This window comes from Anseongella ginsenosidimutans, from assembly GCF_008033235.1.
Taxonomy (GTDB): domain Bacteria; phylum Bacteroidota; class Bacteroidia; order Sphingobacteriales; family Sphingobacteriaceae; genus Anseongella; species Anseongella ginsenosidimutans.
In genome coordinates, this window is record NZ_CP042432.1 from 3,713,161 (window position 1) to 3,731,158 (window position 17,998).

The 17,998-nt window shown below is 46.9% G+C and carries 20 protein-coding genes; 13 read left to right on the forward strand and 7 right to left on the reverse strand.

Annotation, left to right across the window (positions count from 1 at the left end; all coding sequences use genetic code 11):
• Positions 1 to 257 precede the first annotated feature (257 nt).
• The gene (locus FRZ59_RS15580; RefSeq protein WP_132130772.1) at positions 258 to 1,559 is read left to right on the forward strand and encodes a hypothetical protein; all 1,302 of its coding nucleotides are present in this window, start codon (positions 258 to 260) and stop codon (positions 1,557 to 1,559) included.
• Positions 1,560 to 1,719: 160 nt separating this feature from the next.
• Positions 1,720 to 2,244 (forward strand): hypothetical protein, encoded by a 525-nt coding sequence (locus tag FRZ59_RS15585; protein ID WP_132130773.1) that lies wholly within the window; start codon positions 1,720 to 1,722, stop codon positions 2,242 to 2,244.
• Between the two features lie 33 nt (positions 2,245 to 2,277).
• Here FRZ59_RS15585 and FRZ59_RS15590 read toward each other — a convergent pair whose 3' ends face one another.
• Both FRZ59_RS15590 and FRZ59_RS15595 read right to left on the reverse strand, forming a co-directional pair.
• Positions 2,278 to 2,928 (reverse strand): hypothetical protein, encoded by a 651-nt coding sequence (locus FRZ59_RS15590; RefSeq protein WP_132130774.1) that lies wholly within the window; start codon positions 2,926 to 2,928, stop codon positions 2,278 to 2,280.
• Between the two features lie 266 nt (positions 2,929 to 3,194).
• Positions 3,195 to 3,530: a YegP family protein gene (locus tag FRZ59_RS15595; RefSeq protein WP_132130775.1), complete on the reverse strand. Its 336-nt coding sequence runs from the start codon at positions 3,528 to 3,530 to the stop codon at positions 3,195 to 3,197.
• A gap of 114 nt (positions 3,531 to 3,644) precedes the next feature.
• On the opposite strand from FRZ59_RS15595, the gene FRZ59_RS15600 reads away from it, so the two are divergent.
• Together FRZ59_RS15600 and FRZ59_RS15605 are read left to right on the forward strand one after the other, a co-directional pair.
• Positions 3,645 to 3,920, forward strand: a complete 276-nt coding sequence (locus FRZ59_RS15600; RefSeq protein ID WP_132130832.1) for a transposase — start codon at positions 3,645 to 3,647, stop codon at positions 3,918 to 3,920.
• A complete protein-coding gene (locus FRZ59_RS15605; RefSeq protein WP_147698340.1) occupies positions 3,917 to 4,783 on the forward strand; it encodes an IS3 family transposase in 867 nt (288 codons plus the stop codon). Before FRZ59_RS15600 ends, FRZ59_RS15605 begins: the two co-directional genes overlap by 4 nt.
• A gap of 348 nt (positions 4,784 to 5,131) precedes the next feature.
• Here FRZ59_RS15605 and mobC read toward each other — a convergent pair whose 3' ends face one another.
• From mobC to FRZ59_RS15620, 3 genes are read right to left on the reverse strand one after another with little or no spacing between them, the layout of a single operon-like run.
• The gene (gene mobC, locus FRZ59_RS15610) at positions 5,132 to 7,201 is read right to left on the reverse strand and encodes a conjugal transfer protein MobC (RefSeq protein ID WP_132130789.1); all 2,070 of its coding nucleotides are present in this window, start codon (positions 7,199 to 7,201) and stop codon (positions 5,132 to 5,134) included.
• 29 nt (positions 7,202 to 7,230) lie between these two features.
• Entirely contained in the window at positions 7,231 to 8,538 is a 1,308-nt protein-coding gene (locus tag FRZ59_RS15615) for a relaxase/mobilization nuclease domain-containing protein (protein WP_132130788.1), read from the reverse strand.
• Positions 8,523 to 8,930 (reverse strand): mobilization protein, encoded by a 408-nt coding sequence (locus FRZ59_RS15620; RefSeq protein ID WP_132130787.1) that lies wholly within the window; start codon positions 8,928 to 8,930, stop codon positions 8,523 to 8,525. The genes FRZ59_RS15615 and FRZ59_RS15620 overlap by 16 nt, the downstream gene beginning before the upstream one ends.
• 337 nt (positions 8,931 to 9,267) lie before the next feature.
• Between FRZ59_RS15620 and FRZ59_RS15625 the strand changes: the two genes are divergently transcribed.
• Together FRZ59_RS15625 and FRZ59_RS15630 are read left to right on the forward strand one after the other, a co-directional pair.
• Positions 9,268 to 10,374, forward strand: a complete 1,107-nt coding sequence (locus FRZ59_RS15625; RefSeq protein WP_132130786.1) for a hypothetical protein — start codon at positions 9,268 to 9,270, stop codon at positions 10,372 to 10,374.
• The gene (locus FRZ59_RS15630; RefSeq protein WP_132130785.1) at positions 10,361 to 10,663 is read left to right on the forward strand and encodes a hypothetical protein; all 303 of its coding nucleotides are present in this window, start codon (positions 10,361 to 10,363) and stop codon (positions 10,661 to 10,663) included. Before FRZ59_RS15625 ends, FRZ59_RS15630 begins: the two co-directional genes overlap by 14 nt.
• A 333-nt stretch (positions 10,664 to 10,996) precedes the next feature.
• Here the strand turns inward: FRZ59_RS15630 and FRZ59_RS15635 are convergent, their stop codons facing one another.
• On the reverse strand, positions 10,997 to 11,464 hold the full coding sequence (locus FRZ59_RS15635; protein WP_132130784.1) for a hypothetical protein: 468 nt from the start codon (positions 11,462 to 11,464) through the stop codon (positions 10,997 to 10,999).
• A gap of 25 nt (positions 11,465 to 11,489) precedes the next feature.
• On the reverse strand, positions 11,490 to 12,611 hold the full coding sequence (locus FRZ59_RS15640; RefSeq protein ID WP_132130783.1) for a competence protein CoiA family protein: 1,122 nt from the start codon (positions 12,609 to 12,611) through the stop codon (positions 11,490 to 11,492).
• 268 nt (positions 12,612 to 12,879) lie between these two features.
• Between FRZ59_RS15640 and FRZ59_RS15645 the strand changes: the two genes are divergently transcribed.
• The 7 genes from FRZ59_RS15645 to istA all read left to right on the forward strand — a co-directional run bounded on the left by FRZ59_RS15645 (position 12,880) and on the right by istA (position 17,985).
• The gene (locus tag FRZ59_RS15645) at positions 12,880 to 14,007 is read left to right on the forward strand and encodes a hypothetical protein (protein ID WP_132130782.1); all 1,128 of its coding nucleotides are present in this window, start codon (positions 12,880 to 12,882) and stop codon (positions 14,005 to 14,007) included.
• 64 nt (positions 14,008 to 14,071) lie between these two features.
• Positions 14,072 to 14,368 carry an alpha/beta hydrolase gene (locus tag FRZ59_RS15650; protein ID WP_132130781.1) on the forward strand — a complete coding sequence of 99 codons (297 nt, stop codon included), beginning with the start codon at positions 14,072 to 14,074 and terminating at the stop codon, positions 14,366 to 14,368.
• A 37-nt stretch (positions 14,369 to 14,405) separates the two neighbouring features.
• Positions 14,406 to 14,855 carry an alpha/beta hydrolase gene (locus FRZ59_RS15655; protein WP_132130780.1) on the forward strand — a complete coding sequence of 150 codons (450 nt, stop codon included), beginning with the start codon at positions 14,406 to 14,408 and terminating at the stop codon, positions 14,853 to 14,855.
• Between the two features lie 9 nt (positions 14,856 to 14,864).
• Positions 14,865 to 15,173, forward strand: a complete 309-nt coding sequence (locus FRZ59_RS15660) for a hypothetical protein (protein WP_132130779.1) — start codon at positions 14,865 to 14,867, stop codon at positions 15,171 to 15,173.
• Between the two features lie 116 nt (positions 15,174 to 15,289).
• On the forward strand, positions 15,290 to 16,144 hold the full coding sequence (locus tag FRZ59_RS15665) for a DUF6624 domain-containing protein (protein WP_132130778.1): 855 nt from the start codon (positions 15,290 to 15,292) through the stop codon (positions 16,142 to 16,144).
• A 21-nt stretch (positions 16,145 to 16,165) separates the two neighbouring features.
• Positions 16,166 to 16,294 carry a hypothetical protein gene (locus FRZ59_RS19545; protein WP_262709610.1) on the forward strand — a complete coding sequence of 43 codons (129 nt, stop codon included), beginning with the start codon at positions 16,166 to 16,168 and terminating at the stop codon, positions 16,292 to 16,294.
• Between the two features lie 131 nt (positions 16,295 to 16,425).
• Positions 16,426 to 17,985 carry an IS21 family transposase gene (gene istA, locus FRZ59_RS15670; RefSeq protein ID WP_158640556.1) on the forward strand — a complete coding sequence of 520 codons (1,560 nt, stop codon included), beginning with the start codon at positions 16,426 to 16,428 and terminating at the stop codon, positions 17,983 to 17,985.
• Positions 17,986 to 17,998 lie beyond the last annotated feature (13 nt).

The window sequence follows — 17,998 nt, forward strand, 5'->3', positions numbered from 1 at the left end:
CCCAATAGTCCGCCACAAAATTATATCGCTCGTAACTGGCAATTTCACATAATTGCCCACACCGGCCCACTCAAAAACGTTCCACTTAACGCCGATTTAAAAAATTAATAGTTCTTACATTAGCGCAAGCCGTATAACACCGAATTAAGCCATGGACCAATATCTCTTGTGCGAACCGTAAGTAATCCTAATTGTACTCCCGCGGGGTTCATTCCGTCATAAACAAGCCCGCGTAGTTGAACACATAAACTAATGATATGGATAGACATTTAAACATTTTTGAATTTTTCAATAACAACGGTAATGAATATGATGAGAACAATTTGTCCCGGGCATTTGCCTTGTGCATAAAATACGACACCGTTCTACTAGACCATATTCTCCGGCAGGTATTGGACCAGCACCTGTACAATTCATTGTTCAACACGGACAATCCCGCCTATTCGATTGAAATAGATCTTCAGAAACGGCCAGCAGAGCTTACCGGATTCACGCACATAGTGGCAATTGCTTGCTGCGCGCGCGAATTAGACACATCCAATATTTCATGTATAGCAGCACGTACCACCGAGGAACCAAAAACGGACCTATGCATCACCATTAATGACGTATGCTTGGTCTTTGAATTCAAAACAACACCGGAAGATTGCTCCGCCCAACTTAAATGCCAGGCGGAAAAGGTAAAAAGCTTCTGCCCGGACGAGGCGGATATTATCTACAAGGATTTAAACTGGAAAAAGATTGTCATTTCCCTTTTAAATGCGTTATCACTGCAAAAGCAAATAAACTCCGAAAATCAATTTACACGAGATTTTGCAAGATTCCTCGAAAAAAAGCATCCAGACTGGTTCCCCCAAAGGCTTCTGAAAAATATCTCATTCCCCCAAAATGACGCCGACCCAAATAACACCTATCTTAATTCCCGACTAGATCAGCTTAAAACACAAATTTTTGGAGAGGATAGGACCAAAGAAATTCCTGGCAAGTATTATCGTCTGGTAATAGCGGTTGATAATTGGGGCTGGGCAAACGAAGTCCATGTGGGGTATTGTAAGCACGGACGAGAAAACTACTTAAAAATTGACATCTATCCTGGCGACACGAAAGCACAAGGCCGAAACCTGTTTAAACTTGACAACGGCGCCATCCAATGGCCCAATGACGTAAAGGGTTATAAACTAGTAGCCGAGCCATACATGAAATTCAGTCACTTCAATTCCATGCTTTTTTGGTTTGTGCCAACTGAAGAAGACTACCAGACCACCCATACACGGGCTTTTTTTGATAACTATGCCGGCCGATATCAAAAGCATCAATGGAATGAATTTGAAAAAGTAATGGATTCAATAGATCCCAATTGGAAAACGAAATGCGAGTACAGCCAAAAAATAACAAACTCCAATCGCACGTATTTTGACCTTTCCCTGGGAACACTGTTAACCGTCTTAATCCCCTATACGAAAGCGCAAGAACTTGATGACAGGGAAATCGATTCAAGTCTTGTAAAGGAACTTAAGAGTACCATCACGAGTCTTAGAAACATAGTCGACAGCAAGTAAATAGGTATTTTTGATAGTATTGCCTGACTTTTTGATTTACCAGAAAGTTTTTGCGTTAACAATCCCCTATTAACAACAGAGGCTACCACTACAATAAAAAAATGCTTCCCAGCGTTTTTTTAACTTAGAAACAATTAAAAATTACGCTTAAATTTCCATCATGGCAAAACTCACCGACCAAACAATCCTTCAACACTATCAAGAAAAAAAGCAAGGCCTCACCCAGGAACTCCAAAAAGTTGAAGCCATATTAACTGCCCTAAACAGCCATGGAGATATTGCTGACGTACCAAGAAAAAGAAAATACACCCGACGCGCGCCCTTTAACAAATCCATCGGCATAACGAAAGGAAAAAACACCCAACCATCCAACACCGCGAAAGCGGAAACCACCACCGCTAAAAATCCAAGATCAGCCAAAGCCGCGAAAAAAGCACCTTCGACCTCCTCCTCCCTCACCGAACCCAATCAAAAAGGCAGCTGGGATCAAAAGATCCAAACCGCCCTGAGCAACCTTGGATCAGGCACTAAAGAAAGCATCACCCAATTCATCACAAAACGCGACCCCGCCACCTCGGCCGAAAAAGTGCGCAAAGCCCTGACCCTGCGCCTGGCTATACTAGAAAAAGACGGAAAACTCAAAAAAGAACAGACAGGAGACCAGCCACAATACCGCCTGGGCTAACCGGAAAGCCAAAACGTTTATCAAAATCCAACCTTATTCGCTTATCAACGTACACGCCCTTAACAGCTTCCGGTCAAGCCCAAATACGGTATCGTCTTTCAGCGACCAGTACGATCCCTCCTTGATGAGCCATTGATCCATGAGATACTTCCTATTCCCGCAACGTAACGTATCGGTAAGTACCGGGGCAGATTGTCTCTTAAACGGCTTCGGCAAATCCTGAATCTCTCCCAAGGTACTGTCCAGAAATACCGCCGGATCGGAATAATTATCATTAGGTAAACTTGAGGTAAGCAGAACGCCCGACGGCGGCACAACCATCTTAATCTTATTCGAATAAAAAGGCGTTTTAAGCGCAGGAGCATGATCAACCCCGTATACCAGCACCACATGACCCCGGTAATCATGCGGCAGACGGAACTCATAAAAGCCCACTTTTTTGTAGCCGAAATATAAAATCCCCAGAATTACCAAGGATTCAATGCCCACCTGCACCCAGACCCTCTTAGCCAGGGTAACCCGAAACACCGCGTAAATAAAGAGCCCAATTGCACCGGCTCCTCCTAATAAAAAGGGAACCAGGCCTCCTAAACCGTTGCCACCAACATGAAAAATTAGCATGTAAAGCCCATACAAGATGAGGCCGCTGGAGAGAAGAAAAAGGGGAGTAAGTTTAAACTTCACTGGCTTACACTACATCCCCGAATATAAATAAATTTCGTTACCTGTCCCATCCATCGTTCACCCAGTTTAAGACTAAGGCTTTAAAGAACTGACCTAAACGTCAAGATACTTTGCGCCGATCTTCGTAACTTTACTCCTGCCCTACCCAAAGGGCATGTTTTTCATAGGTAGATGTGGGGCCGGTCGTGAAAATGACCGGCCCTTTTTCCAACGGACGCCGTGAGCGCACTCTTATCGTAACGTAGGCATAGCAGCCTCAGCACCTACTAGGCGGGTTGTTCCTCCACCACCTCCGCCTCCGGCGCATTCCGCTTCACCGAATCAATCCCCTTGTCTCGTCCCGAGGAACTCTCATACATTTCACTCGTTCCAATAGGCTCATGATTTCCTGCCTTTAAAACAAAATAATACTTCCCGTTTGAAGACGTCTTCTTCTCATACCGCTCATCAATCGGAGCATTTTTCCGAACCGACTCAATCCCATTCTTACATCCCGACTTGGAAGAATACGTTTCACCCGAGAGGATCGGCTCACCGTTACCAGCCTTGAGAACAAAATGAAATTCACCGTTCTTGGTTGTTTTGATAATAAATTTTCCCATGATAAATTATTTAGTTTAGTTCCCTTCTAATATAAAAAATAATCTAAACATTATAATTCCCCCCGAAAATCGGACAGTAAGTTAAGTTAGAATTTTGATTAAATTTACTGTATCATGAGTAGGAGAAAGTTTACTTCGGAGTTTAAAGTCAAGGTGGTCATGGAGGCCTTGAGCGAGCGTTACACGATTCAGGAGCTTGGTCGCAAGTACGAGATCCATCCCACGCAGATCACTACCTGGAAGACTCAGTTTTTGAAAAATGCCAGCGCCGTTTTTGACAAACCAGTAAAGGATGCCAAAAGCGAGGCCCAGGAGAAGGAAGAGCATTATTTGAAGGTGATCGGCCAGCAAAAGGTCGAGATTGATTTTTTAAAAAAAGCCTTGTCATGAGCCAGGATAAACAGCAACGTCAGCGACATATTGACAAGGCCGGAATGTTGAGTATTGTCCGTCAGTGCGAGCTTCTTGAGGTTCCTCGCAGCAGTTTTTATTATAAGCCCTTGGGAGAAAGCGAGCTGAATCTGGAGCTTATGCGCCTGATTGATGAAGAATACCTGTTACATCCCTGGCTTGGGGTTCCTCGCATGACCACCTGGCTAAGGAAGGACAAAGGCTATAAGATCAATCCTAAACGCATTGAGCGACTTTACCGGCTGATGGGACTCTCGGCCACAGGCCCTAAGCCCAATACCTCCAAAAAAGGAAAAGGGGCCTTACATAGGGTATACAAATACCTGTTGAAGGGGCTCAAAATTGTGCGCCCTAATCAGGCGTGGGCCATGGACATCACCTATATTCCGGTGCAGGGCGGCTACCTGTATCTATGTGCCATTATTGATCTGTACAGTCGCTATGTGGTAGGCTGGTCGCTGAGCAACGCCATGAGCGCGGATTGGTGTAAACAGACCCTACAAGGAGCCATCGCCCGGCATGGTTGTCCGGAGATTCTCAATACTGATCAGGGAAGCCAGTTCACCGCTTATGAGTTCTGTGATTGGGTTACCCATCCTGAACGGGGAATCAAACTCAGTATGGACGGTAAAGGCCGGGCAATTGACAATATTTTCATAGAACGCCTGTGGAGAAGTGTCAAGTACAAACACGTATACCTGTTCCCGGCCAGCGACGGACTGGAATGCTACCGAGGCCTACAGGTCTATTTTGAGTATTATAATACCCAGAGACGACATCAGAGCCTGGATGACCAAGTCCCGTTGACCGTCTACGGGCAAGCACTAAAACAAGTGGCATAGTCTGGTAGGGTTATCAACAGCAAGAAGGTGGAAATTAAAAAGAGAAAGAAGCAAAGAGAAAAAGGGCGTGGATTTGTGGAAAACTCAACTGAGTTTACCACAAGCCCACACCACAACTACAACAAAGAAGCTTATTTATTTTTACAAAATACTGTCTAAACATCGGGGGGAATTATATTAATCGAAAAACGACGGAAGGAACTGGGTCAAAACCACTTAAGCATCGTATCATTCGATGAGATTCTTGATTATCAACTGAAGTTTTTAGAACGATTTGATTTGTTAAGAATCATTTAACGCGGAATACCATACATTGTAAGTTCGCGGCACATCGACCCATGATAGCGTCTACATTGATAAAGCATCCCCTTCCAGTCCCTGGCCCTGCTCCTTATTCCCCTGCTCCCGGCACTCCCCCGCTTCCAGTCCCTCCTGTTTCTCGGCATTTTTCCGCGCCAGCTCCTCCGCCCGCCGTTGCCGCGCCTCAATCCGCCCGCACTCCCTTTTCAGCAGCTCATAAATGTCCTCTTTGATCTGGTAATAATTCTCCATCACATCGCGCCGGGTCACCTGCCCCACCGCCGGGATCTCCCTGTACCCCGCCTCCTCAGCAGCAATCGCCGCATGATCGTTCTGAATTTCGGCATGAAACATTTTCAAACGGATCTTTTCCTGCGGCGTATCGGCCACCATCCCCACAAACTCCCCCGAAGACAGCGAAGCAATCCGCGAAGCAGGAATCGCATACTCCAGCTGCCGCGACCGGGACACCGACACATCCGAGCTCGAAATGCTCCGACTCTCCCGCTCCTGCATGATCTTCCCAAAACTCTCGCTCAGCCGCTTCGCCGTCTCCCCGGTCACCTGCCCGCTAATCACGTTACCGACAATCCCGGTCAGCACGCTTGCCTGCTCAGCCCCGTAATCTTTTTTAAGCTGGCTGAAATCCTGCACGGCAAGGGCCGTCGCTACTTTATTGGAGCGCGCAGTAGCAATCAAGCTGTCCATGCCTGCGAAATAGATCGTCGGAAATTCATCGAATACCAGGCTGCTTTTGAGCTGGTTTTTCCGGTTCACCAGTTTAATCATCCGGGAGATATACAGCGAAAGAACAGCCCCATAGACCTGGAGCTTTTGCGGGTTGTTTCCAAGGCACACAATCTTGGGCGCTTTCGGATTGTTGATATCCAGCGTGAAATCATTTCCGCTCAGCACATAATACAGCTGGGGAGAAGCCAGCCTGGCCAGGGATATCTTTGCCGAAGCGATTTGTCCCTCCACCTGCGGCATCGCCTTGCGGAGATAAGCCGACACAAAAGGATTGATCAGCACCTGGATCTCTTCCTCGCTCATCAGTAAGGCAAACAAGCGATCATAATCGGTTTGCATCAACTCGATCGCATGAGGAAGCGTGCAGTAGCGCCCCTGCTCGTATTTTTTCAAGTACCAGATAATCGCCGCCAGAAAATTAATAGCGCTTTCCACGAAAAAATCACCCTGCTTCTTAATCCAATCCCGGTTCAGGCCCAACATGATGGTTCTGGATGAATCGGTTGCATCGGTGAGGTCGTCCATGCTTTCAGGATACAGCGGATTGCACCGGTGCAGGATCTTATCGAAGTTAATTACCCAGAAGGTGGGCTTTACCTTGTAATTTTTGTAATATTTTAATAGCGTATTGTAGGCGATGAGCGAGAGGTCATCAAACTTAAAATCGTACAGGAGCATCGAAAAGCCCTTGCGAAGGTGCTGGTCAATTATGTGCCGGATCACAAAGTAAGACTTGCCCGACCCGGGCGTACCTGCTACCAGCAGCCCCCGGAACGGATTGACAATATTAATCCAGCTCTTGCGCAGTTCACTTTTCAAACGATAGCGAGCTGGCAGGTTCACGCTGTATTCGTTCGTCAAAAGACGCTCCTCCTGCGGAAACGTTTCGCCAGCCGTGTTAAACACGTCCGTATCCAGGCTACTGTTGACCAATCGCGACAGCAGCGTACCCCCGCTCAGGATCAACAGGTAACCCGCGGCCGTAATGCCAATATAGGAAACAGCGCGGATCGTCTCCCTTACCGGAAGGTACAGGACCCACGCGCTCGCAAAGTACAGGCACAAGCCACCTAGCAAATAGGCCAGGCTGCTGCTGATTTGAACCTTCTCGTCCTTTTTCCCTTTTGCCGCCAGGAGCGTGATCCCCAGCAGCAGCAAAGCAGCCAGCTTGGGAATGACGACGTTTTGAAACAATCCCGTCCGCGCGATTTGAGCGACGAGCCGATCGGTAATTTCTGCCGTAAATCCCCAGTCGATAAACGCCTCATAACAAGTGAGATAAACGTGAATTGCCAGCACGAAAATGCTGATCAGGCGCGTAAAATCAGCGATTTTCCGTAAGCCTTGCACATCTTCTCCGGTGTTCATGGTGCTTGTTTATTGAAATGATCTACGTATCAGGACAGGCCTTGATCGACCTGTGGCTCCTGCCGCTTCTTTCGTTTCTTCTTTTTTCTCGGGTGATAGAAATTGCTATACTCGGTTTCCTGTTTCAATAAGGTTTCAAGGACGCTCGTGGGGGCTGGCAGCTCAATGGTCACCTCGGGCAAGGCTTCTTTTTCACCTTGCACCTGCAAGGAAGGCAGGAAGCGGCTGGCGGGTAATGCGGGTGGGATCAAAGGTTCCTTCTTGGGCGCTTTTAATCGATCGGTGCTGCTCAGTCCCGCCGTGAGCGCTTTTGCGCTATAGGCCTTACCCAGGTCGCTGCCGTTAAAGACTGTTTTGTGCAGGTGATCCACAAAGGTGACCCCGTAAATTAACCCCTCGGCGTTCTGTCGAAAGAGGATGGCTACCTGCTGCTGTTTCAGCTCCTGCGCGAAGGTGGCTTTGGTGAGGTCGTGATAGTTGCCGAGCACCTGGTCAATGCGCCGCTTCAGGCTTTCCCTGTGCGGGAGGCGCTTTTCTTTATTTCGCGCAAAGGTTTTTTCTATCTTATCCAGGGTGGGCCTTCCCGCCAGGGCGCTGGCTTTAAACGGGATGCCGATGCGCTTACCCTCTTCATTAATGATGGAGTACACCAAACCGCGTTTTTGAAACATTATGGTGTCTTCTTTTCCTCTATCGGCAGTGAGGTTAAATTGTTTCAGTGCGGCGTTGTATTCGGCAAGGGAGGTAAATTTATAGGTTTTTAAAACGTGAGAGACCACGTTATAAATGGCGCGTTTGGTAGGCGTTTTGCCGTAGTGGGCTTTTTCCAGCGGGATGGGGTTGATATCAAGCTCCTGGCTTTTATTGCGGCCTTCGGCTTTGGTGAGATTGAACTCATTTTCCAATTCTTTTCGGGCGGTTTCTGAAAGCGTGCGGCCAATGCCGTGAATGTCGATGCGCTTTCCGTCGGGCTTTATGTTGGTGGTGACGATGTGAATATGCGGGTGGTTGGCATCATGGTGCTGGTAGACCAGGTAAGGCTGTTCGCCGAATCCGATGCGCTGCATATAGCGGGTGGCGATTTGTTGAAAAGCGGCGGTTGTGAGTTTGTCGGTGCGGTCAAAGTTTAACAGGATGTGTAGGGCGTTGGTTTTTACCCGGCTGTTTGCTTCGGTGAGGTGCTCAAAACGGGTGAGTTTGGCTTTTAGGTCGAGGTTGTCCAGGTCGGTGCCAAACCGGCTGGCCATAATGAGGGAAGCCTGTCCTTCTGAAACTTTGTGTTCGTTATAGAGCAATAGGCCTCTGATGTTCTTTCCGCTGATTATTTTTGTAACCATTTCTGGGTGAGTTGGGTGATGAGCTGAAGCAAGCGGTCTACTTTTGATTCGATGTGTTTGTATTGGTTGGCTGTCCGGTTGACGTAAAAGGCTCTTTCGGCGGCGCTCCTTGACGCATGAAAATACCGGGTTTGCTGGTTGATATTGATGCCGATGGCTTTGAGTTCTTTGCGGATCGTGGTGAGCTCTTCCATGGGAGCGTTCAGAGAGATGTCCTTGTGAAAGAGGATGATCTTTTTCCCGGCGAGGATCCGCCGGGTAACCTCGGCTATGGAATGGCAGTCGCTTTCGCCAGCGATTTTTTTCAGCTTTTTGTGCTGGTTTTCAGTGACGCGGATGATGAGGGTGTGGTTTAAGAGGTTCTCAGGGTCTTTTAGCGGCTTTCTGGGCATGGTTTGATCTTAATCTGGTCTTCAGACTTTGCGAGTTCCGAGCAACGTCCCCCCGGCCGCAAGGACGGGCAAGATTGTTTTCGCATGCGAAAATACATCTTGCCCAACACGGGGGTGTTTATGGAATGGCAAACTCATTACGGATAGCAAAGGTGTGCGGATCCGTGAGGTACTCTTCCCATGTGGGAGATTTATACCGGTGTTATCATTTTTTGCCAACGCCATCGGTCCATTTTTTTAAAGAATCTAACTCTATAATTAAGAGGAAGTAAAACTTTTCTAAGGCTTCTTTGTTATACATACAATTAACTTACTGTCAACCAAATACACATCTGTCATGACAAAGAAACATGCCCTGGAATCTGTTCACAACTACATCAAACCGGAGATCACAACATCGTTACCATATATAACGGAAACGGTTGGAATTGAGGCAGCCATCTCAGCGATTAATCATATCAATTACGGAGGTTGGAGCGGTCACACATACCAGCCGTCAATAGCTCCATCAAGTATAGTTGCCCCAGAATTTGAAAGGGAGGCATTAATCGGAAAATGGATAAACAATAGCCTGCCGGGATTTCATGGTTCATCCGTCAGTGCTCTAAACCTCAAAGAAACAAGGTCATTCGAGAATGCCTTAGGAACAAACGACATTACCGGCCTGGGTTACGTAACTTCGAATCGTATTGGCATTTACGAACAGCCCGTAGATGTCACAGGATATCTGCATGGTTCCTCCATCGCTCAGAGCCAATTCTATAGTCAAGGCATAGGGATTGACCAGGCACTCGTACAGCAACCCGATGCGACGCGGTTGGGTGCTAACATAGCATCATCACAAATCTATCATACACCGGACCGCCTTGGACTGATCTCTAAATATGACTCGCTTCGTCCTTTCGATACCTCGACGTCTTCATTAATTCACGGAATGCCTGATGGTCAATTCCTTGCTTCAAAAGCTTATCCATTTTGGCAGGATATAGCTTCGGCACCTTTGCGACTAGGCGAAAAGGATAACAATTCACTTGTTATAGAGCGTTCCGCACTCGTGGCACATCATTCTATCGAAATGGCCCAGAACTATAGCTGGATCTCTCCCGTAGAGGACCATCCATTTTCAGCAATAGGAAGAGAAAAAACTTTCGGTGCAGCAAGAATATCAGCACCTTCCAAATATTATGACGGAAGTGAATCATTGGTTCTATATACAGAAAAGAAACAGGAGGAGCTGGCGCAAAAAATCACCTGTCGACTTGGCAAATTCCTGGATCAGAGGGGGCTAAAAACAAGCAATATCACTTGTTCTTGCATGTATGATAAAGGAGTAACCGTTAACCTCTCTGTTCAGGTCACACAAGTTGTGATCAATGCTTCGAATATCGATGGCGAAATAATACAAATAGGCGCAGAAAATTCAATAGTATATGTCAACAATTAACGCTCAGAATATATCTGGAAATATCGTCCAAATCGGGGAAACCAATACGATCAAAGGCGCAAGTTTTATTGATGAACACGAAGAGGAACTCCTCCGACTGATAAACGAACATTGTCCGACTCCTGTAGAGAAGGCGAAATTAGTCTCAAGCTTGCAATCTATAAAAGAGGGAGACCAAAATAGTTCCAGCTCGGCTAAACTATTAACGAATTTTCTGGAAAGAATCGGATCTGGCGTTATCTCTGGATCAATATTATATGGTCTTAAGCAGTTTTTAGAGAATTCATAATGGGTCCGATTGTGTGCCTTAATGCAGTCCCTTTTTCTGCTACAAAGCAAGCTTTTCTCAGGAGAAATATCTTGAAGGTTTCAATAAGCTCTTAGTGACTGCACATCATCATTTCAGGCGATCTTCGTTCTTCTTTGAATTTTTCAACCTCTCTCGATTCTTCCCCGGATTCATCGATGTTCTACTGGGATTTGACAATCCGACGTTGGATGTTTTCAAGCGCTTATCAGCGCCCGACTGAGTTCTATTTTCTGATTTTTTCATGAGAATATCGATTTGCTTATCAAAACACTTTTATTCGGTCTCCTTGCCAAAAGCTCTATGCAGCATTGATCAATTTTGCCAGGTTACTGTCTTAAAGACCAGCGAACAACCTACATAAAGTATATTCAACACCATCAACCAAACCAAAGCATACGGAAGCCGGTACCGGAAATAATAAAAAGTATCCACATCCATCCCGAGCCATTCCGGCAAGTAATGACCGCCCCCGTACAATAGCAACCATGGTAATAGCACTCCCAGAAGGGACTGAATAAGAATATATCGCCGCATGTTGAACGCTGGCAGCAATCTTTTCGCATTGTATAACCCCATCCGGAAAACAAGCTCTCCGATCACAACCCCGATAAGGGAAAAGGTCAACAAATCCTGCCAATAATCCTTAGAGTGGAACATTTCCCCGAAACGAAGGCCCCATCCCAGCCATGCAATATTGGAAATCATCAGAAAGGCAACAGCGATGCGCAGAATCCACCGCGGAGCAATCACACCATGCTTTGTCGGGTAAAAAAGTTTCATCTTGGAGAGCTAACGTGCTGTATCATTAGTCCTTTGACCATTCTAAATAAGGAAGACCCTTACATGAATCAATAATTTTTTGACATAGGCGTCTCGAAATATGATATTTAGAGCAGTTCACCGCTTGTAACCATTTGTCCAGTTTTGAAGGTGGTATGGATTTGTTGGCTATCCATTTATAATAATATTTACCTGAAGGTTTGTCTATAAATTCAAAAGGCAAACTGCAACGGCTATAATGGCTACAAAAAGTGCAATTGTTAATATCGTATCCTTTTTGGATCGCTAACGCCATACCCAAGGCATATAAAGAAACCTGTTGATTAGAAGGACGATAATCCGCTGAAAGGGTCACCTCAAAGCAAGAATTCTCCTCGTGTTTGGTCTCCACATCATAACAATGAACAGCATTGCGCTTCAATCCCGCCCTATACATGCCCCTTTCATCGATGAACAAGTAGAAGCGATCTAACAAATACCTCGGCTCGTAGGCTCGTTTAAAATTATAAAATCTGACAGCCGGAACGTCCGGGGTATGATAGCTGCCACTCGCCTGAAGTAACCATTCACCATGACTCTCCACAATATCCCGAACCACATCGGATTCTGATTGAACATCCATTTCAATGATTCGAATGCCGGAATCAATCTTGTTCTGTTCGCAGTTATGAGAAACTGCAACTTCCAAAAATACGGGCTTCCACTCAGGATGTTCGCTGCTTGTCAACATTAGGTCTGCTTTGAAGCCTTGATAGGTTGCTTCTACTTCACACGTATCATAATATTGCTTTAGGTCAATTGTTCGCAATTCAACAGGAGGGCATCTCCCCCATGCATGGTCCTCCCTCAACCTGCATTCCAGAAAATGGGGACACCCATTACGCACATAATATTTCACTGGAAATTCCCGCGCCGAGTCAAATCGTTGTTGCAGTATCAACTTCCCTAATTGATGGAGATAACTTTCCCAAGAACAACTATCGCCGCTATGCCGGAAGTGATGAGCTCTGATCTTCCCCAAAACGGCTGTCATTTTTGCACCACAGCCAATACAAGAAAATTGTTGAACATGACGGGTTTCAAGCGTCACATCGCCAATGTTGATCACTTCTCCATTAAAACCGATGGCATGTTGATACTGAATCATATGCTTAGTAAATTGGAGTATTGTGCTGCCAATAACCGCGTTAAAGTAATTTCCTTGAATATAGATCCGGCATTAAATTCGAATACTATGTTTCTAATAGCTAATATACAACAAAGCGATCAGGATTCGTCTGGTAGCTTCCGATAGGAGTCCTATACGACCTGTCCTGGTGTCAACGTGCGTACAAAATAAATTGACCGGCTTTTGAACCGGTTCTGATTCAGTATCTTTAGATTGAGGAGCTAAGTTTGAAGCAAATTACAAAATCATGAAAACAATCTTACTATTGATTTTCCTCATTTTCGCTCGCTCCTCAACAGCCTGCACTATTTTCTTTCTGACGGATGACAATCACGCGTTGTTTTACAACAACGAGGATTATACCAATCCGAACACGAAGATGTGGTTTATTCCTGCCGGAAATAATCACTATGGCTGCGCTTTTGTCGGCTTTGATGACGGATCGGCTCAGGGAGGTATCAACACCTACGGTTTGGCCTTTGACTGGTACGCCGGCAAACCGGATCGCTACCTACCGGATGCCGGTATGGCCCGCGTAAAGGGAAATTCATCGGAACGCTTGCTAGAAACATGCAAGACGGTTGAGGAAGCAATCGCTTTCTACAAAGCTCATGCAGAACCGGGTTTTCCCAAAGCCACTATTCTGATCGCCGATAAGACCGGGGCCTCGGTGATCATTGGGTCAAGGAACGGCAAACTGTATTTTGACAAATCGACAGAAAGCAGGGCGCTGGGTTTTGGTGATGAGATCTTTGGGAGAATGTATAAGGGGAAAGCCTCCGCAGAACACTCCCTGGGAGCTGAAATTTTGAAAGCCTGCGTGGCGACCGGCCGGGGCGGCACCAAATACTCCAATGCCTACGACCTGCGAACTGGTGACATTACCGTATTTGATTTTTCACCCCATGCTGAAAGTACCACCCTGAATTTACTTGAAGAGCTGAAAAAAGGAGCCCATTACTATGATATTCCGCAAATCAACAAGCAGATCTCAGGACCATTCAAACCGCTCTTGTTGAATATGCATCGCCTTATTTTACATGAATTTCCCGTTCTGCCGGATCAGGCCCCTGAGATATCTTCGAAAGTGAGAAAGTTCATGACCGACGCCAGCGACGGCACCATGAAACCGGCAGATTACTCCGGGAACCTTTGGGAAGAATTGGCTCCCTTGCAAGCGGAATTACAAGCAGAGTTTGGATCACTGGGAGACATTAAATCCATACACCTTATCCTCAAAGAACCGGAAAACAAATTGACTCGATACAGCTATATTATTATTTTCAAAGGAGCGAGGGCGCTGATGCAATTCACCTTCGAAAATAGAACGCAAAGGATCCATAAGGTCGAAACACTTAGCGGTGAGGCCCGCTGAATTTTTCTGGAAACTATAGTAGATTACCCGATTCAGTATTAGTTGCAAATACACAGAAAAAGAAATGACAACAATTAACCGTATCACTATGCTGCTACTGGCAAACCTTACGATGTTTGCCTGCGGGAATGCCAAAGAAAAAGCCAGCGCAATGGTCACTACGGATTTTGAATTCACTTCCGGCAACAAGAAGCTTTCCGGGATCATCGACCAGCCTGCAAAAGGCGATGCCAGGGCACTTATACTATTTGTGCATGGTTCTGGCCTTACGGACATACGCAGGGAGAACAGGTATATCGATTTGCGCAGCAGGTTTACCGAATTGGGCATTGCTTTGCGTGGTGTGGGACAAGCCTGGTAATGGGCGCAGCGAGGGGCAGTTCGACCAAAATCAGCCCGTGGAGGAAAGTGCCCAGGAAGTGCTGGATGCCATTGGGTATTTACAGGCCAACAACGTTCCCGGTTCTACGAAGATCGGAATATGGGCTACCAGTCGCGGTGGCTGGGTAGCACCAATCGCATTATCCCAGGATCCCGACATCGAATTTTGGATTTCGGTTGCGGGGGTACCCGCAGAGGAGCAAAAGTATTACCTAATGAGATCCAACCTGCCCCTGGAGGGTCGTACCCAGGAAGAAACCCAACGGCTTTTGAAAGAATGGGTACGGGGCAAACAAATTTTCATGCAGGGAGGAACTTATGATGAATACCTGAACGCTACCCAACATCTCCGGAAGGATACTTCAGTCTTTTACTTTGCAGGTGATTTGACCCTTTCCCGCGCGCAGTTTGAAGCCGAGCAGAAAGCCTTTTTGGAAGTAAGGGACCAATACGGGTTCGACCCGTGAACATTGAGCATGACGGTCGTACGGGACTTTGACGGAATGCTCAGTGGTCTGGACATTGACGTTCTTGCTCTATTTGGGGAAAAAGACACGAGCGTTGATTGGCGGAAAACAAAACGGTTGTATGAAACCACTATCGGCTGGAACACCGGGGCCACGTTAACGGTGCGCACTTTCCCGGACTGCAACCACAGCATGAACGTATCGGCGACGGGTTCCGTCCGCGAAGTGGAGGGCATGCCGCTTGATGCCGGTGAAAAGTGCAAAGGCTATTACGAAACGCAGATTGAGTGGTTGCGGAAATATGTTGTTTCCGAGTAAAATGACGGGACAACAATTGACCCTATCGTTATTCTTGAAATAGCGCATTATTTACTATTTTAGTGCTTTACCATGCCACAGCGCCTAACCCGTTGTGGGCAATCAGTAAAACCAACATGAAGAAATTCATATCCATTATTTTTATCCTGTGCAGCCTGTATTCCCACTCCCAAACATGGGACGAACTTATCTATCAGGGAAAACAAGAAAGGGCAAACGGAAACTTTGAAAAGGCCGGAGAACTGATAGCAAAAGGAGCCGATCTCAAGGGGACCGACAATTTTGAGCATTACTATTACGCCGCCATAATGTACGCTAATGCCAATAAATTGGATTCTTCGTTTAAATGGTTGGAAAAATGTATAGACGCCGGCATGTATGATTGGGCAAGGTGGCAGCGAAATAAGCGGCTGAAAGCCTTACACCCGGACCCAAGATGGAGCGCTTTGAAAGATAAGATGCAAGAAGCTGAAAGAAAACATACCGCTGCCCTTTCACACCCCGTGCTAAGGACGGAATTAAAACAGATGTGGAAAAACGACCAGGATTTGGTAGGCAAGTGGGACGAGCAAAGAAAAATAGTGGACCGGAATACCGTTCGTTTGAATGAAATAATTGAGCAATACGGATGGCCCACCAGGGCAATGATCGGGAAAGACGGCGCCTGGATGGCCTGGGCCATTGCCCAACATTCCCATGACCTGGATTTTCAAAAAAAATGCCTGAAATTACTGGAAGGCAATCTCCAAACGGCAGATGCGGAACCTGTTTTATACGCAGAGCTGTATGATCGCATCTGTAGAAACACCGGCCAAAAGCAGAGGTACGGAATGGCCATCATCGAGGAAAACGGGATCAAGAAATTCTATCCCATAGAGCAGGAATCAGCGGTCGATAAAAGAAGGAGATCTATCGGTTTGCAGCCCATAAAAGTTTATGCCAACGAGAACTTTGTTGGGTACGATAAGTAAATAAAGGTGTTAAAAAAAAACATGAAGAGCCCTTATTTCATTTTCATTTTTCTGCTGGCGAGTATTCAAGCGCTTGCACAGGTTAACGGATACAAGACCATTGACACATTAATTACCATGCGCGATGGAACCCGTGTAAACGGAAAATAAGAATGCACAAAAAATAGAAAATAGGAATACCCAGAATTTGGCAACAAGAATGCACAGGTTTTCCGGGAATGGGGCCGCGGCCCCATTCCCGGATTTCCCGAGCTTCGGCGGTTCACCAAAACACGTCGAAGATGAATGTATTCTTGAACAAATTTATGATGTATTACGAGATTCACCGCATGGACCGCGAAGATTGTTCCGTGTCCTACATCAGCCGAACGCTGGGCATTAACCGACGAACCGTCAAAAAGTACCTGCTCATGAGCGAGCAGGACTATGAGCAGCACCTGATCAGTGGAACCCGGCGCCCCAAAACACTGCTGCCTTATGAAGGGTTTATCAAAGAACGCTTAACCCTTTACCCGGACACATCAGCCGCTCAGTTGTTTGATTGGCTGAAGGAGCATCATGCTGATCTCCCCCCGGTTAGTAGCCGAACTGTTTTTAATTTCGTCGCCTCCATGCGGGAAAAATACAACATCCCCCGCACCAAAATGTTGAGAGACTGTGGCCCCGTCCCTGAGCTTCCCTATGGGCTGCAGGTCCAGGTTGATTTCGGGCAATACAATATGCGCAGAAGTGATGGCGGTACTGCCAAGGTCTTTTTTTTGACGATGGTACTTTCCCGGTCCCGCTACAAGTATGTTTGGTTCCTGGATCATCCGTTTACTACTGAGGAGGCCATCACCGCTCATGAAGCAGGGTTTGCTTTCTTTGGCGGAGTCGCCGGGGAAGCCGTTTATGACCAGGACCGGCTGTTTCTTATCAGTGAAAACCATGGTGACCTGATCCTGACCGATGCCTTCCGGCAGTATGTCCGTCTGCGCGCCTTCCGCCTCCACTTCTGCCGCAAGGCAGATCCCCAGAGCAAGGGAAAGGTGGAGAACGTGATCCGGTATGTCAAGCAGAACTTCCTGTATAACCGTACCTATTACGACCCGGACACCCTGCAGGAAGAAGCATTAGGCTGGTTGGGGCGCACCGCCAATGCCCTCACCCACGAGGGAACCGGCAAGGTCCCTTACAGCGAATGGGTCACTGAGCAGCCATTCCTGGTTCCTTACACACCCATTGCCGTTACCCCGGTGAAGGCAGCTTATACCGTGCGAAAAGACAACACCATCTGCTTCAAAAGTAATTACTACTCTCTTCCCCTGGGCACCTACCAGGGCAGGGGAAGTCAGGTCACCCTTCAGGTGGAGGGCACTCAGCTGGTAATCTGGGGGGAAGAAGGCAAATTGATTTGCAAGCATACCATCTCTGCGGGGAAGGGACAGAAGATCATCAATAACGATCACAAACGGGATAAGTCAGGGCCCATCTCGGCACTTATCGAAGAGGTAGCCGCTTTGCTGGAAGAGCCGGATCTGGGGCGGCAGCTGCTGCAGCGGATCCGGAAAGACAAGCCCCGTTACGTGCGCGATCAGCTGCTACTGCTCAGGGAGATCATCCAGGGAGCCGATAAGGAGATCGTGAAACAAGCCCTGGAATATGCCCTTGCCCGGCAGATCGTCAGCGCCACCGATTTTCGGGCTCTGGTAGCACACTATGGCAAACAAAAGGAGCAGAAAGACGGCCAAAGCAACATCCGCTATCTAAACCCCTTAGGAGGGAAGCTTCCGCTGGCGGCCCTGACAGCCCCCGATAAAAGTAATATCGATGATTACGAGCAATTGTTAAACGGTAAATAATAACCACTTCACT